At 33.8% G+C, this 15,508-nt stretch carries 14 protein-coding genes and 1 pseudogene; 3 read left to right on the top strand and 12 right to left on the bottom strand.

The window, feature by feature from the left end:
• The 3 genes and pseudogenes from M3205_RS19920 to M3205_RS19910 all read right to left on the bottom strand — a co-directional run.
• Nucleotides 1-397: pseudogene (locus M3205_RS19920) on the bottom strand (helix-turn-helix domain-containing protein); the annotation flags it as partial.
• 229 nt (nt 398-626) lie between these two features.
• Complete coding sequence (locus tag M3205_RS19915; RefSeq protein ID WP_251171469.1) at nt 627-1,856, bottom strand: MFS transporter; 1,230 nt, start codon at nt 1,854-1,856, stop codon at nt 627-629.
• Nucleotides 1,856-3,985, bottom strand: a complete 2,130-nt coding sequence (locus tag M3205_RS19910) for a tetratricopeptide repeat protein (protein ID WP_251171468.1) — start codon at nt 3,983-3,985, stop codon at nt 1,856-1,858. The genes M3205_RS19915 and M3205_RS19910 overlap by 1 nt, the downstream gene beginning before the upstream one ends.
• A 731-nt stretch (nt 3,986-4,716) precedes the next feature.
• On the opposite strand from M3205_RS19910, the gene M3205_RS19905 reads away from it, so the two are divergent.
• A complete protein-coding gene (locus M3205_RS19905; protein WP_251171467.1) occupies nt 4,717-5,604 on the top strand; it encodes a radical SAM protein in 888 nt (295 codons plus the stop codon).
• Between the two features lie 57 nt (nt 5,605-5,661).
• Nucleotides 5,662-6,120, top strand: a complete 459-nt coding sequence (locus M3205_RS19900) for a nucleoside-diphosphate kinase (RefSeq protein WP_159871217.1) — start codon at nt 5,662-5,664, stop codon at nt 6,118-6,120.
• A 248-nt stretch (nt 6,121-6,368) separates the two neighbouring features.
• Here M3205_RS19900 and M3205_RS19895 read toward each other — a convergent pair whose 3' ends face one another.
• The 6 genes from M3205_RS19895 to M3205_RS19870 all read right to left on the bottom strand — a co-directional run bounded on the left by M3205_RS19895 (nt 6,369) and on the right by M3205_RS19870 (nt 12,606).
• Complete coding sequence (locus M3205_RS19895; protein ID WP_251171466.1) at nt 6,369-7,151, bottom strand: restriction endonuclease; 783 nt, start codon at nt 7,149-7,151, stop codon at nt 6,369-6,371.
• A 256-nt stretch (nt 7,152-7,407) separates the two neighbouring features.
• Nucleotides 7,408-8,448, bottom strand: coding sequence for an RES family NAD+ phosphorylase (locus M3205_RS19890; RefSeq protein ID WP_251171465.1), 1,041 nt, complete (start codon nt 8,446-8,448; stop codon nt 7,408-7,410).
• A 30-nt stretch (nt 8,449-8,478) separates the two neighbouring features.
• The gene (gene xerS / locus M3205_RS19885; protein WP_251171464.1) at nt 8,479-9,621 is read right to left on the bottom strand and encodes a tyrosine recombinase XerS; all 1,143 of its coding nucleotides are present in this window, start codon (nt 9,619-9,621) and stop codon (nt 8,479-8,481) included.
• A gap of 85 nt (nt 9,622-9,706) precedes the next feature.
• Nucleotides 9,707-11,083, bottom strand: coding sequence for a hypothetical protein (locus M3205_RS19880; RefSeq protein WP_251171463.1), 1,377 nt, complete (start codon nt 11,081-11,083; stop codon nt 9,707-9,709).
• A gap of 35 nt (nt 11,084-11,118) precedes the next feature.
• The gene (locus M3205_RS19875; RefSeq protein WP_251171462.1) at nt 11,119-11,730 is read right to left on the bottom strand and encodes a hypothetical protein; all 612 of its coding nucleotides are present in this window, start codon (nt 11,728-11,730) and stop codon (nt 11,119-11,121) included.
• Nucleotides 11,731-11,955: 225 nt separating this feature from the next.
• Nucleotides 11,956-12,606, bottom strand: coding sequence for a peptide arginase family protein (locus M3205_RS19870; protein WP_251171461.1), 651 nt, complete (start codon nt 12,604-12,606; stop codon nt 11,956-11,958).
• 518 nt (nt 12,607-13,124) lie between these two features.
• Here M3205_RS19870 and M3205_RS19865 point away from each other — a divergent pair.
• Nucleotides 13,125-13,649 (top strand): JAB domain-containing protein, encoded by a 525-nt coding sequence (locus tag M3205_RS19865; protein WP_251171460.1) that lies wholly within the window; start codon nt 13,125-13,127, stop codon nt 13,647-13,649.
• 490 nt (nt 13,650-14,139) lie between these two features.
• Here the strand turns inward: M3205_RS19865 and M3205_RS19860 are convergent, their stop codons facing one another.
• The 3 genes from M3205_RS19860 to M3205_RS19850 all read right to left on the bottom strand — a co-directional run bounded on the left by M3205_RS19860 (nt 14,140) and on the right by M3205_RS19850 (nt 15,170).
• Complete coding sequence (locus M3205_RS19860; protein WP_251171459.1) at nt 14,140-14,292, bottom strand: YvrJ family protein; 153 nt, start codon at nt 14,290-14,292, stop codon at nt 14,140-14,142.
• Nucleotides 14,293-14,485: 193 nt separating this feature from the next.
• Nucleotides 14,486-14,692, bottom strand: a complete 207-nt coding sequence (locus M3205_RS19855) for a hypothetical protein (RefSeq protein WP_251171458.1) — start codon at nt 14,690-14,692, stop codon at nt 14,486-14,488.
• A 124-nt stretch (nt 14,693-14,816) separates the two neighbouring features.
• Nucleotides 14,817-15,170, bottom strand: a complete 354-nt coding sequence (locus tag M3205_RS19850) for a hypothetical protein (RefSeq protein WP_251171457.1) — start codon at nt 15,168-15,170, stop codon at nt 14,817-14,819.
• Nucleotides 15,171-15,508 lie beyond the last annotated feature (338 nt).

Below are 15,508 nucleotides of genomic sequence, written 5' to 3'. Positions count from 1 at the left end.
CAATCTACCTGAAGTTGTTTGCCCATCGGTTGTTCGGGAACAGCTTCGTATTGACGAACAATTACTTTCTTCTCAATCTGATAAATTTCCCTGACTTCTTTTACATAAGATCTCACCGTACTTCCCCGACTATCAGATCGGGGTATCTTTCAAGGAGCCAATCATGAATTTGTGCACCGCTCAGGTGCGGGTATTCTTCTAACCAAGCAAGTATCCAGTCTTTATGGCTATCTAATTTCTTTTGCCTCCCATGTGGGCGTTCAGTGTAAGCTTTTGCTTCCTCCAATGTCATATCTAAATATTTATAGACAGTTGGCCTTGAAATCTTAAGCTCCTTGGCTATTTGTGCTACTTTAAATTTCCGTTTGTGTAATTCCTGAATCTTTACATACAACACTAATTTCTCCTCCAAAATCCTAACCTCCAGTAAAATAACATCACAAACTATTTTACTAAAGTTTTAGGGTGATAGAGCAAAAGTGTAAAATCTAATCAAGCGAAAACTGTCAACTTTATTCTAGCGTTTACAGTGCTGGCAACATAGAAAAATACAAAAGCGAACTCGTTAGCATTTTATCTTAAATTAAAAACCATAAAAGCATAGGCAGCTTTTATGGTTTTTTATATTATGAAGCTATTGTTTTTTTATTATTAAACATAGTTTTTAATGATGTATGTGTCAGAATTATAATCAACAATAGAAGTGAACAAAGAATACCGATCATAAAAAAGATAGTTGAAACTTTAAAGTATTCATTGGTCGCTCCAGTAAGAACAGTACTTAAAGCGAATGAAAGTGTTGTAAAAGCATTAGCATTAGAATACACCCGACCTCTTAATTCTGAAGGGATCGCAAGGCCAAAATCAACACTAGCCAGTATATTAAAAGTACCATATAAAAATCCTAATACAGTGATGAATAATACAAGGGGGAAAAAGCTTAAATCAAAGATAAGCGCACAATATAGTAAGGTAAAAGATAAAGGTAATATATTAATTAATCGATCTTTTATCCATTTCCGTTTTTTAATTATCTTAGGTCCAAGTACTGTTCCTGTAAATATGCCTACAGTTAGCCAAGTCATTAACAGACCGTAAAAAGATTTATTCATACTTACTTCTTGTAGGTATAACAACAAAAGAACTTGTAGACCACCAAAAGCAAATTCCAGGACTATCCAATAAAAATTTAACTTTCGAAGAAGCTTATTTCTATAAAGGAATTGGAACCCCTCTTTGATATGTTTTCCAAGAGAATCCTTTTTATCAAGTTTTCTTTGAGGGATCTTGATAAATAAGGTTAGAATGGCTGCGATTAAATAGGTTATTAAGTCAATAAGAATAACCACATAAGTACTGGTAAAGGCAATTAAAATCCCGGCAAGCGAAGGTCCGATAATATTAGAAATTTGTTGTGTGGCACCATTTAATGAAACTGCATTAGGGAAATGTGCTCTTGGTACGATATCGGGTGCAACAGCTAATCTAATTGGCGCATAAAAAGATTTTAGAACACCAATAAGAGCCAACATTGTAAAAATCAAATAAAGATTAGAACTGAGTAAGATACCTAGAATAAGAAGTGCTCGTAATAAATCAACTACAATAAGTGATTTTTTTCTGTTAAATTTATCGGTTAATGCACCAAGAAATGGGCCCAATAAAGTTGCTGGAAGGACTTCTATGGCAAAAGCAAGACCCATTAATAATCCAGATCCGGTCTTTTCCAAAATCAAAATAGGGAGGGCTATTCTCGTTAGGCCGGTCCCAAAAAATGAAATTGCCCCTCCCAAAAAGAAAAATCCATAATTTTTACTAAACAGTAATTTGGCAAACTCACCTTTTAAAAGTTTCATTAAGTCCCCACCTGATGTAATAATTCATTAATTTCAATAAGTAAATCGCTAAATTCCTCCTCGTTGGGGGAGATTTTTAAAGCTATTTCTATCTCACTTTTTGCCTCATTATATTCTTCTAATGCTTTATGAATATATGCTTTATTAAAATAAATCCATGGGTTATTTGTTTCAAACATTACTGCTTTAATAAGCATATTTTTTGCTTCAAGTAAATTACCCTCTTCATTATAGACAATAGCTAAATTTACATAAGCCTCCGCTTGGCTTGGCTTTAATTCTATAGCCTTTTTCAAATCCGCTCTTGACTCGGCAAGCATACCGATTTTTTGATATAGCGAAGCCCTATTTACATAGAGTTCTATTGTACTTGTATTTTGCTCCTCAATAATACGGTAATCATTTAAGGCATTATTAATGTGTCCTACTGCTTCATATGCAAGGGCTCTATTTAGTAAGGCAGGTATATATTTATGATTGATCTTTAGTGATTGTTCAAAGTCCTTAATTGCTTTAAAATAATCTCCGGTTAAGTAGTATAAATACCCGCGCGAATTCCAGGTAGTAATATTCTCTGGGTTTATAAATAAAGAATAATTATAGTCATCCAAAGCTTCATCCCATATATTTAGAGATGCTTTTGCATTACCACAATTTAAGTAGACTTCATCTTTAGGTAACCCTTCTTCCTTTACCCTATCATAATAGTGAACTGCTTCTTCATATCGACCCATAGCTTGCAGGATATTTGCTTTGTTGTTATATAGATCCAGGTGGGAAGGTACCAAGTCTATTGCTTTATTTATATAAGATAGTGCTTCGTCATAATTTCCTCTGTCTTGTAATGCATATGCTGTATTGTAATTTAAAATAGCATGAGTCATAAGATGTTCACTTGAATCAAAAGTAAGGTTAAACTCTTTAATATTATCCTTTTCAATCTGTATGGCACGATCATATTCCCTGTTTTTGAAATAATAAAGCGCTCGTGAATTGTTTAACCAAAGTCTTTCCGTTACTGCTTGTTTATCTTTAAGTCCTTCAATATGGGAAAATCCTTTATCAAGCCACTCTTGGCCAAGCTGCTCATCTATATGCTTCGTTATAAAAGAACCGATAATATAGCAGACCTTGGCTTTAAAATACCTATCGTTAGATAGGTTTATACTTTCTTCTAAACATTTCATAGCAATATCGTTTTGTTTTAAGAGAACGTGCGATACACCTTTTAAACGAAGTAATTTGGCCTTGCGGTTGTCATCAAAGAAACCCCAGTATTTATCCATTAATATATCCACATAATAAATAGCTTCTTCATAACAAGCATTTCTCTTTGAAAAGAAAGCTGCTTCTTTAAATGACTCATTACTGTCTTCTTGCAAAGAGAGAAGATTAGCATATTTCGTAGACAAATCCTTTTCATGATAGCTATGCCGCTGAATAGAGTCCCGCTCTGGATATTTTACTTCTAAATTTAGCTGCCTTTCACATTGTGATTGTATATCTTCACAACTAATAGCTTTTAATTTAGAAAGCGTTGAGTATTTTTCCGGGAGAAATTCCTCTGAGTAGGAACCAACCAAATAAAAATTCGCTTGATTCGCACGCTTTGAAAGTTGCTCAATAAAGCGTATGCTTGAGAAATCAGTTTTATCGATATTAGAAAAAATAAAAACAACTTTATCATTTTTACTTTGTAATCTTGCTGATTCAAGTAAAAAATTAATGATCCCATTTATTACTTGATAGACAAAACTTAGAGTAAACGAGGTTGGATTTTGTTCTTGTGGGATTTCTAACCCTAATGAAACGTCTTTAAATAAATCATTTTCATCTTTTAACCATGGCATCAAATAAAAAAGGGGTTTTTTATACTTAACCAAAAGGTTAGAATGTTGAGGTTCAAGTTTATCTAGCTGTTGATACACTAATTGTTTTGCCGCATAAAAGGATTCAGTAGGCAAACAAGCACTGGAGGTATTGTATACATAACACTTCTCTAATAATAAGGATTCGTTTAATTGATTTAGTAGTTGATCAGTTTGTGCCATATTGCCGTTTAATAAAAATACATTAGATTCATTGGAAAGGAATACAGAATCTAACAAACGTGTTTTTAAGTTTTCCATTGTAAAAAACCCCTATATTATTTTTTTAAAAATTAAGAGGCTGGGACAGAACTAAATTGTCCGTTGTTAAAGCCGAATGATTTCTATTTTAAAAAGTAATAAAAATAAAAAAAACGAACTATTACGAAACTCTAAATCAGAATTTCGAATAATAGTTCGTTTTTTTCTTTGGTCGAAATGCTTTTGTCCCAGCCCCTTAATTGCGCTATTTATTCTACAAAGCCCTAGGTGCTATGTAATTCCAGATGCATTTAATGTAAATGTGAATGTATTAAGCCCAGCCGCCTTCATCAATGTAACCTAAGCTATGAGTTTTAACGTGCTCAAATTTAGCCATTTTAACAGATTTCATGTTCAACAACTCCTTTCGTTTGATTTTGTAAAATTTTACAAGGTAAATATATTAAATATTTTTAAGTTGGTCAATCGAATATGCATAATTGCATAAAAATTCTGATGATTTAGTCATATGAGTTTCTCTATAAGATGTGTCGGGCTCCTCAGGCTTTAACCTCCTCAATTAGCAATTAAAATGTTCACCCAATAGAATAAAAGAGCCGCTTAATAAGGAGATCGGCGTCTTACTTTCTATAAATTCCGATTATTTAAAAATATGCAAACTTTCATATTTTACAATCATTTATTGATTTAGAATATTCGTTGAGACAGGTTGGCAGTAAGTGGAAAAAGGCGTGTAACCTTTCAATAAGCTAAGGAAAGAGGTCGAATATTTGAAAACTATAAGCAGAAGAATTCAATTAAGTGGCGGAAATAAATGTTTTGTCAGATGCCCCGGCTGCTATAACTTCTTTAGTAATAAAGATTATGTTACTGAAGATCTCTTGGATTTTCTAACTCAATTAAAAGATAAAGTGCTGGTTCCAAAAGTAACGATGTCTGGTGGTGAGCCATTAGCGAGAGAAGATATGCCATATATTCTCAGTGCTCTAAAGGAACTGGGTTATCGGATTAATCTTGATACGGTGGGGCTTTCATTAATCAGAGATGTAATAGTTGGACAAAACACATTAGTAAAAAAAATCTCTTCTGAAGATATTATCAGCTCGATTGATGTAATCGGCATTCCGTTTGATGGTTCCTCGGACGACTTAATGAATATGTTCCGGCGGGGGTTAAAAGTAGATGAGATATTGGGAATCTTAGATGACTTAAGTTCAAAGGGAGCAAATATTTGCATTAATACTGTAGTCCATAAAAACAATTATGATGACATTCAAAACATTTATGAGTTAATTAAGCCTTACCAATCGATTACAAAATGGCAATTGTTTCAGTTCATGCCAATAGGGCCGGGTGGGTATAAAAATCGATTAAAGTATGAGTTAGCCGACCAACAGTTTGAGAATCTAAGGGAGTCTCTAGACTTTGATACTGTTATAGATATCCAATTGAAATCCAGGCTAAACAGGAAAAACAAATACCTATTGATTGATGGAGAAGGGGTAGTGTGGATTCCTAGACAAAATGAACATGATCATTGGCTAACAGAAGATGAAAATAACGAGAGGATTCTTATAGGCAATATTAGTGATGAAAATGCAGTTGATAAAGTATTAGATCAATTGGAAAAATACGATAAAGTTTTAGCTGTAAATTAAGCAAGTGCGATAGAAGGATACTAATATATTAGCAATCTAGAAAGGAGGAAGGAAATATTGAGAGGTTTTATTCTCTTAAAGCCTGAAGCAGTCCAAAGGAACTTAATTGGGAAGATTATTTGTTTCATTGAAGACAAGGGTTTAAAAATCACGGGATTGAAGATGCTTACGCCTACAAGGGATCAGATTCAGAGTATGTATCATGACCGTAAAGATTCTCCCCATTATGAAAACCTCATCGATTTATGTCTGGATGGTCCTGTGGTGGCCATCGTAATGGAATCCCCATTAGGCATTGATTCAGCAGAAATATTAAAGGACTTACAGGGGAAGCATGATATTCCTGGAACCATTAGATATTATTTTTCTTCCCATCCCACAAGGGGAGTTCTGCATTGCTCGTCCCCGGGAGAAGTATATAGAGAATCGTCAATTTTCTTCTCTGAAAATGAATTAAATGTCTATAGGAAGGTTTTGGATGACTGGATTATTAGCTTACAAAAGTCGAAGGTTTAAATAAACTTTCAAAAAATATTAATAAAATTAGGAGATATTAAAGATGGCTAGTTCAACCATACTGAATGGTAGTTTATTTGAAGAAATGTTTAAAAACGCTAACATGTATGATCAAAATGAAAGCTTTCCTCATGATAATTTAGATAAATAGTTAGCAACAAAACAATTAAAATACTTTTCATTTTTTCCTCGCAGTCATGTTTTTAAAAAAATCTATAGATAAACAGTTATAAAATATTTTAACCACTCTATTTCATAACACTTCCTAATATTTCTTGTTTTCTTTTGAGTATCAAACTTAAGTTAGAGGGGGAAAGAATGCTATAATTAATTGATTTTAAAAAATTTAATGCTTCTTTTGTTAATTTTGATTCCCTAAAGGCAACTAAACAATTATTGACAAGAAGAAAGTAATCCTCTGCAGATAAGTTCTCAATTTCTCTAATCCCTTCTTGATATATGTTAATGGCCTCAATCTTATTGTCTTTCCAACTATAACTTAACCCCAAATTGTTATAAAGCAATGTTAAGTGTTTAGTATCAAGATACATGCTATACTCTTTAAAATGTTCTAATAGGTGAATAGCTTTATCTATATCACTATTGCGAGCTAGGTCAAGGGATGTGTTGATCAATATTTCAGTAATTTTTTTATGTCTATAAAAATTATTTAATAGATATTCCTGTTTAGATTGGAGTATCTTATTTAAATTATGACCATCCATTAATTCAATATTTAACTTTTCGGCAAGGTTTTTCGCGCTTTTTGTAAACACCGATGGGGTAACAACAATTGCTCGATCACAATCATAATAGTGCCTACCTGCAAAAGCCTCCTGAACCGCTTTATTGCTAACACTGCTTTTAAACCTTTTACATTGAACCCCGATTTTTTCCTGTCCTGCCTCATTTGTTTTCTTGTATAAGATCAAATCTAATCCTTGATCTCCTGAAGCGGGTGTTTTTAAATAACTATATCCTATAAGAGTGAACAGCTCAGCGATGAAATCCTCAAAATATTGACCATCCATATGCTTGCAAATACTAGAACAAACTAACATCTAACCAATTCCTTCATCCTGCCTTATGTGATTAACATATAAATCTCATAAGCTATTATATTTTAGGAATATTATACCTTTTTTTGAAGCGGTGTAGTAGAAAAGTTATATCAGTCTGCCTGCTAAGAAAAAGAGGGGTGGTAATTCTAGAAAATAAATACCACAGGGTCATTTATTATCCATAAATAATCCTGTGGCACCATTATTAATATTAAATATTTAATTGTCAGAAAAGGGTTGGTTTAAAATTATAACTTATCATATTAACCTCATAATACTCCATAGAAATTCGCTCTACGTTTTCTTCGTTAAAGATCACTATATTGTCTCCATGGCCAAGAGCACTTTTAAAAATAAAGCCATCATAACCTTCAGATTTAATTAATTCAGCTAAGAACTGGGTAGGTAGATAGTCAATCTCTGAGTTTTCAGGTGCCACAGGCTTGGATAAATCCGTAACAAGCTTTGATAAGAGTTGAATAGTTTCTACCCCCTCTAAGAGACTTCCGCTGAATTGAAGGGGAGAGATAATGTTTTTTTGAACGTTAAGACTAACAAGGTTCAGATTTTGCTTTGCATTAATTTCAACGATTGATATTAATGCTGATTTATAAGGTCGTAATTCTGCAATAACCGTTTCAATTTTATCAGCTGTATATAAATAAGAAATTCCTTTAGGATTTGCCCTGCCGGGACTTGCATATTTAGAAGGTGGTGCACCCATTGTAGATATATCGTAATTTCCAATTCTCCCTCTGTAGACTACCGCATTTTTGTATAGTGTCCAGGTGTTCTCCTTAAATATCTTTATAAGGTTTTCAGTAATATAGCCTTTACTGGTAAAAAAGCGGTTTCCATGTTTGATTTCATCTGAAAAACTTTGCCAAACCTCAACAGAGGATTCATATGTAAAGGATTCTACAGCTTTTACATAAAGTTGGTGCGAGTAATAATTATAATTACTTAATTCCATAATATCGTTAAATAGACTACGAGAGTCATCAGCAAAAACTTCCCAATCTGATTGTATCAGTTCATAAAGGAACTCACCCACATCTGTTGGGTCCTGAACGTGGTGTATAAAGTTCTCACCGTGCTCTAATTTTTCATAATAGGGATGGAAAATATCAAACATCTCAGCAATTTGTTGTACGTCTATCGTTTTTACCCCTTCTTCATTACAATAATAACAGTTGCCAAGATTCCCGTTGGTTTTAATAAACCTTTTAAGAAAGGGGTCCCTAAAACAATTAGTGCAGCATTTCATTTGAATTACTCCTTTATATAAGGGAGGGAATTAATCCTCACTTATCTCGCTTATCTCACTTATCTGATTACGCCTTTTACCTAATTTTCTTGCTGCTTCTTGAGCCTTTTCTTGTTCAGGGTTTGAGTAAAGAGCAGCAGTGCTTGTAGAAGAATGGCCAAGTTGTCTCATTAGTAAGTGAATATCTCCAGTTTCCTCCATTAAGTTTGTAGCATAGGTATGTCTTAGTTTGTGAGGGGACATAGACTTATTATTTTTATAAGCTTTTGTATACTTTTTCACTAAGCTCTCTACAGATCTATTTGCCAGTGGAGAAGGACCGGTTGAACCCTTTGCTAAGAATACATAAGCGGAGTCCTCATTGGTAGCTTTATAGCGCTCTGAGCGAATATTTAAATAATCCCTAATATCCTTCATAGCCTCAGGTACAACCGGAATTGTATCTTTCTTACCGCCTTTTCTTATTACACTGATAATATTTAGATCTAAATCTAAATCCACAAGCCTAAGGTTGGTAAGCTCATTTACACGAATACCACTACCTAAGAAGAGGGAAAGGATAGCGATATCACGCTCTTTATCTCTTTTAAAAAATATACGCTTTCTTGAACCTTCAGGTAATTTGCTTTCATATTGATTTCTAACAAACCTTAGGAAGGAGGCATCATCATTGTTTTGAAAGATTTTTGTAGAGATATTTGAAGCTCTTGCCCCAAGTGTTTCCTTCACCTTGTTTACTTCAATCTTCAACATAACATTTCGGTAAAAATATGGTTCACCCTCATCATTTTCAGTCTGGGTAGTTAAATAATGAAAGAGGGAACGCAGAGCGGATATCTTTCGATTAACTGAAATCTTTTCAGGCTTCTTTGTTTCATATTTGCTAACTTGAATGTCTCTACGCTGCAAGTATTTAAAAAAGTTCTTCGCATCATCAAGCTTTAACCTTTCCAGGACAGAAAGTGGAATTTCTTTGATAGAAGCTACATCAGTTATACCTTCAGTGATTAGCCATTCGAAGAATATCTTATAATCTAATACATAGTTCAATAGGGTAGAAGAGGAGCGGGTATCCAGCTTATCATCGACATATTCACCGACGTAATAGGGCATGATCTTGACCAATTCTTCTAATTTTTTTTGATGTACTTTATGTTGTCTAGTTTCGGCCATGATTTCACTCCTTGTCGAAATTTGTCTAATTTATGCGTAAAAGACAATTTTTACGCAAAATATTAAACACTAAAAATACAAATAATTATTTGCTCATTTTTTCTACTATATTAATAAGAAATGATTCTAATTTGCTAAAATCAGTTGCAGAATATAGCAAGCCCATATCATTAACAAATTCTAATTCGGCTTGAACACCTTGTTCGTTAGGCGTAGCCAAATATGAATCTTTGTAGAGCTGGAACATTTGCCAAGGAACAGCATCAGTAATTAAAGTGAATTTACTTCTAAGTACATTACAATGTCCTATTTTTTTCTGTTCTTGAACAGGTAAGGCATAATTCTTATAGTAAGTTACGGTTTTCATTGAATATTTACTAACCTTCGTTGAAAAGTAACGAACTCCATCATAATTTGATTGACGAATCCATTGAAGTAACAATTGAGGAATAATATATTCTGGCTTAAAGGAATCGTTTATGTTTTTAACACAAATTGAACAGGCTGCAATTAATGGCCACATTACTAAGTAAGAAATTAACTCATCATAGACTTCATTCATATCAGCTACACCATTAAACCTGAATAATAATATTAATTTGTCTAAAGCGGCTTCTGGTGGTGTTGAGATATCTAGAAAGGAAATATTTTTTACAAGGAATAAGGAGGTTTGAACCGTGTTTAGGTCAGGTTTATTAAGTTCTTCCCAGCAAGTAAGGGGGGAACTTCCTAAATATACACAGGGTAAACCAGGAATACTATAGCGGTTTGTTTTTACTAAACCACGTAGCTGATAAGGGATATGGAACATCTCTTCTGCTGAATAAGTATGGTTTGAACCTACACGCATCTTATATAAGGTATCAACATATGGGTCATCTTCTTCATCACTTGTAAGAACGTTATCCAAATAACCATTATTACCTATCAAATGGTTCTCAATGCCCTCCTTTAGCGCCGTATAGGCTCTGTCAGGATATCCTGTATAGTATTCATTCACTGAAGAGGTAATTTTACTAATTAACCCGCGGATATTTTCAAGGTCTATCTGTCTAATCAAATTATGAGGTGCTGGGATATTTCTATAAATTTCTTCAACTGAGTGTAAGTAATTATTCAATAGTCCTTCTAGAAACCCTTCGAAATCATTGGAATCCCTCTTAGCTGGTAGTTTGCCAACAGTCGAAAGAACTTTAATAAAAGGTAATATCCTGATTGTCCATCTAGTTAAATAAATTATTCGATGTGGAGTACCAAAAAATTCAGGAGATATTACTTCTATTGTATTATCATTTAATCTCCGTGGCTTAACTGCGTCAGGACCGATTTTAAAATTAGGTCTTTCAGAAAGTCCAATAAATAACTCATATGCTTTTCTCGCCTGTAATTCAGTTACAGTATCGTTTTCATTAATGGAGCTTAGTTCAATAGCAATTTGTGTCTGTTCATAAGTAATTTCCAAATAAATTCACACACTTTCACAGATTATGAATTAAATTAGTTAAAGTAAGATTTTACACCTTCAGAAGACAATAAAGAATCTAGGTGGTTAAAGGAAAATCCCCTTAAATCAGGATTATTTTCACGTAATTCTGAAATCATCATTTGTAGAGTTCTTTTTTTTGAATCCTTTGAGATAATAGTATTTACAGATTTAATTTTTGATATAAATGGTTTTTGAGATGGATATCTTTCTAAGTTGTCTCTAATATCAGCTAAAAAACTTTTTATGTTTGTGTTCCAAGCTATAATTAATAGATTAATTGCATTGTAAAGTTCTTTAGCAGCTGGGTCCCAATTACTTTTGTTATTGGAAGTACCGCTCTTCTGACCTGTACTCCCAGCGGTAGAACTTAAAGGATTAAACAAAGGTAATGGTTGTTTTCCCATTAATGTTAAAAAGTGATTAGCTGCATAAGTTCCACAGAAGAATGAACCTTGAGTCTGGTTCATCTTATTTTTATACGTAAAGCAATAATAGCTATCTGTTAAAAGATCCCCAGTGCAACTTTTCTTTGTTTGACCAATTAGTAACTTAACATGTGCAACTGCTCTTAAGTCGTAATCATTTATGATTTTTTGTCTGTTGGAATTACCTCTGCATTTCATATAATCACTCCACTGTTAACCATATTATGAATATTATACCAAACATTTATTCTGCCCGTCTATTCATTTTTGCTGAAAATTGATATTTTACGCATAAATGATTATTGAGAGAACTAATCTATCATGTCCTCCCCTCTTATTCGGCTTGTTGCTGTTGTTTTGATTGCCATAGCTATATTAGTTTTTGTCTATAAATAACATGTAATGATAATTCTTTCCTGTTTGTTACCAAGGAATCGCTTCCGATTTATCTAACTGAAAGACATCAAGAAACAGGTCTAGTAAATATTCACTTTCTTCTTGCCCGCCACAATAGTCCGGTGATAAGGCCACTGTTACCATATCCCAATCCCACATATAATTCTTTATGTTGATTAATTGCTGCCGAATTAAGGTTTCTGGCAGCAAGATTGGATTACAGCCTAAATCTTGATAATTAAGGTTAAAGAAATCTAAATCGAGATCTAAAATAACGCTTTTTCCTTCAGTTTGTTCAAACCATTTCCTTCTAAATTCTTGTTCATAATGATTTAGAGAATAGGCTCTTTCTACTGGAGTATCGGTTATATCTACTCCATCATTGCTAATCATTAACACATTCTCTATCGTTCCAGTTTTTTGAGCAGGAATAATGAATTCCGCTATACCTAAGCTTCTGCCAATAGCTCTTGCATCTTCTTCTGTTAAAATTTCTTCTATTTCAATTTCAGGATCGATATAATCTACATGACCATCGATATGAATAATCGTTGCACCAGGTTTAATATCCCCTCTCAACCTTCCTATTTCCCAAGCGGCAAATGCCCAGTTATGATCTCTCGAAATATATACTTTCTCCTTTGGAAAGCATATTCTAAAATTATCATTAAGTCTCAACTTCTAAACACTCCTTTATTCTTTCTTCTGAGTTTGGTTTGTCATATTTTTTCCAACCTGGCATTACTATCAGAGAATCTTTGTTTTCTCTATTTAAAGGTTGGTGGAGGTGCAGGTGCAATTAAAAGAAATACAGTATAATGAAAAGGATACTAGCTTGCAACTAGTATCTCTAGACTTGAAAGGCCGCCCTGCTTGAAGTTGAGCGACCGGTGGCAAGAAAATAGTCTAAAATCCGTTGGTCACGGGAAATGCAGAAAAGGGAGATTATCCTCCCCTTTCTGCATGAAAATTTCAACAGCTAAATTCTTATATAGTGACTGTTGATACTAAAAACGATTGCAATACTGCCCACGTTTGTTCAAAAAGATAGCCGCATATGAGAAGTATAACTTGTCCTGTTTATATTGTTTAGAAATATGTGAATGTTTAATGTCTAAATCTCCCTAATTATATACATTAATAGGTAATGGATTTATGATTAAATCAACAAATCCAAACAGAGAAGAGCACGCCTAATGGAAACCATTTATGAAGTTTCAAGAATCAAGCAAGTCATTATAGAAGTGAAAGATAGGAGATTTGAAAGAAGAGTTTGTAATCCATGGGATGTTAAAGATGTTGCCCATCACTTTATAGCGGATGATGATAGAGAGGTTTTTCTCGTTATTTGCCTCAACACCAGAAATGACGTTATTGCCGTACATAGAAGTCATATAGGTACTCTTTCCACTGCTGCCGTTTCACCTCGCGAAATCTTCAAAGCATGCATCCTAAATAACGCAAGGAGCTTTATTGTAGCGCACAACCACCCCTCCAACGACATAAAACCATCAAAAGAAGATTTCAATATAACAGAATCCTTGCTAAAAGCGGGATTAGTCCTTGAGATTCCATTAATCGATCACTTGATTGTTAACTCCAAAGGGGATTTTTTGAGCTTCAAACAAGAAGGCTATATTTTAGAAGATCGTGTCTTCAAGAGAAAGGTTTTCAGTTTGCAGCAGAATCAAATCTTTAAGAAATATAAAAAGCATCAGTAATAAACCATTTTCTAAATGTTTGGCTTAGGTGAATTCTATAATGGTTCTTTCAACAATTTAGAGTTAGAAGATGGAGATGGGATTAAAAATAATAACGATTAAAAAGTTCAGTTCAATGCAAAATAAATAATGGTAGCCCCCCTCCCCTTCCATCTGGTTGGGGTTTTTGTTTACAGTATGAAGAAAATTATACATAGAACAGCATACTGATCAAACAAGAATAGCCCAGTACCCATTCTTCAAGAAGAAATGGGACCAGGCACCTCTTGCACTGCATGCTTTCAACAGGAAGGCTGTTTAGGAACAAGCATGAGTTTTTCGTAAGGGATCTTTTTGGCTGGTAATGCTCTTGCTGTATGTGTAGCCTACTCATATTCGTGTACTGCTTATCGTGTGAGGCTCTTCCCCCCTGGGGGAAACCAGGGATGTACTAAAGGAAAAAGAGTGAAGAAAGAATTCACTCTCCTTAAGGTTAATATATCTCAGATAACTAAATTTTTTTTATAATTTTTTGAAGTTCCGTAATTGCCGTGGTTAGACTTTCGATACGTTTCTCGAATCTGATTAATAAGTATATTGCGATCGCTACAGGAAAACCAAAGTTCCCTAAAATACCTATGATTTGTGCAATATTTATTTCCACAGTCGCACCTCCTTAGCATTTAAAGAGGTTTTTTCAAAAAAATATAAACCAGTCAATTTAAAAGTGTAAATTAACAGTAAACTTAGCTCGCATCTTAAGCTCTTCCTAAAATTCTCCCTATATACCTTTATACCATTTCGCATTTTTTGCAGGAGCCAACCAAATTTGTCTATAAAGAATGAGACTTCTTCCGCTATCTTTTCATATCTTCAATATTATCTTTCATTTTTTTTGCTTTTTGTTGTATTAAGTTATAGGTAGCGAAAATTGTCAAAAATAATACAAACAGCATTATTCCTATCCCTATTTTTAAACTTCCAAGGACTTCATAGCCAAAGTAAAATGCTAAATATAGCGTTACTAATACCAATATTACATTGCGTATTATGCTAAAAATCATTTTAGCTCCACCCTTCTAAATCGTTTAATGTGTTTGGTACGATCCTTATACCACTATTACACTTATATGGATTTATGAAAACAATATGGCAGCAAGGGATTCAAAAGCGCGTGTTCCCAAGCCGCTATTCTTTTTTTGGCGGACTTATTGACAGTTCATGGTGATAAACCATAGCGACATCATTCCCAAAGTCTACCTCATATTGAAGATTCGGCTTAAGATTGACCTTTAGGATAATTCCTTTCTTCTTCCACCATTTTTTCAAGTAATAGTAACTCTCCGGGTCTTCATCTTCCGTACAACCAAGTTGAATATATACTCTGTCTCCTACATCATAAGGTAATAAGTCATTCTCTGGTGATTTCTCTGCTACCTTTTCTTGCAGCTGTTTAAGTAACTCAGTTTCCTGAATTGCATCTCTAATTATTTCATTATCACTTATATCAAATATCGTCATCTGTTTAATATTACCTGTCATTCTCTCACCTCCGCACTAATCATATACACAGATACTACTCTGATGAGAAAAAGGATCCTGGTGTCGAAAGTGAAGTTTAGACGAAGGACTTATGGGGAGAAAATTCAAATTACAGATCCTCTTTTCATAGAAACCGAGCAAGGTAGCTTTATTTATCAGTTTGTTAAATAACATTTTACATTAAAGACAGGCGGGCAGCATGGGCTAGCTGCCTTTTTTTAATTCCTTTAACAAGCGGCTTGGAATCTCCAAAGGCATGAATATTGTGCAATAAAAACAAGGAAGGAGTACTTTCTGCTCATTTTTTACATTTACTTACATATATAGTTTACTATACA

This window comes from Cytobacillus firmus (genome assembly GCF_023715565.1).
Taxonomy (GTDB): domain Bacteria; phylum Bacillota; class Bacilli; order Bacillales; family Cytobacillaceae; genus Cytobacillus; species Cytobacillus firmus_C.
Note: the sequence above shows the minus strand (reverse complement) of the source record. Positions and strands in the feature narration are given on the sequence as shown.

Bases quoted from the DNA above. Each gene is read 5' to 3' on its own strand.
- M3205_RS19910 (WP_251171468.1), bottom strand. From the start codon at position 3,985: ATGGAAAACTTAAAAACACGTTTGTTAGATTCTGTATTCCTTTCCAAT.
- xerS (WP_251171464.1), bottom strand. From the start codon at position 9,621: ATGGCCGAAACTAGACAACATAAAGTACATCAAAAAAAATTAGAAGAA.
- M3205_RS19890 (WP_251171465.1), bottom strand. From the start codon at position 8,448: ATGAAATGCTGCACTAATTGTTTTAGGGACCCCTTTCTTAAAAGGTTT.
- M3205_RS19865 (WP_251171460.1), top strand. From the start codon at position 13,125: ATGGAAACCATTTATGAAGTTTCAAGAATCAAGCAAGTCATTATAGAA.
- M3205_RS19855 (WP_251171458.1), bottom strand. From the start codon at position 14,692: ATGATTTTTAGCATAATACGCAATGTAATATTGGTATTAGTAACGCTA.
- M3205_RS19875 (WP_251171462.1), bottom strand. From the start codon at position 11,730: ATGAAATGCAGAGGTAATTCCAACAGACAAAAAATCATAAATGATTAC.
- M3205_RS19915 (WP_251171469.1), bottom strand. From the start codon at position 1,856: ATGAAACTTTTAAAAGGTGAGTTTGCCAAATTACTGTTTAGTAAAAAT.
- M3205_RS19895 (WP_251171466.1), bottom strand. From the start codon at position 7,151: ATGGATGGTCAATATTTTGAGGATTTCATCGCTGAGCTGTTCACTCTT.
- M3205_RS19850 (WP_251171457.1), bottom strand. From the start codon at position 15,170: ATGACAGGTAATATTAAACAGATGACGATATTTGATATAAGTGATAAT.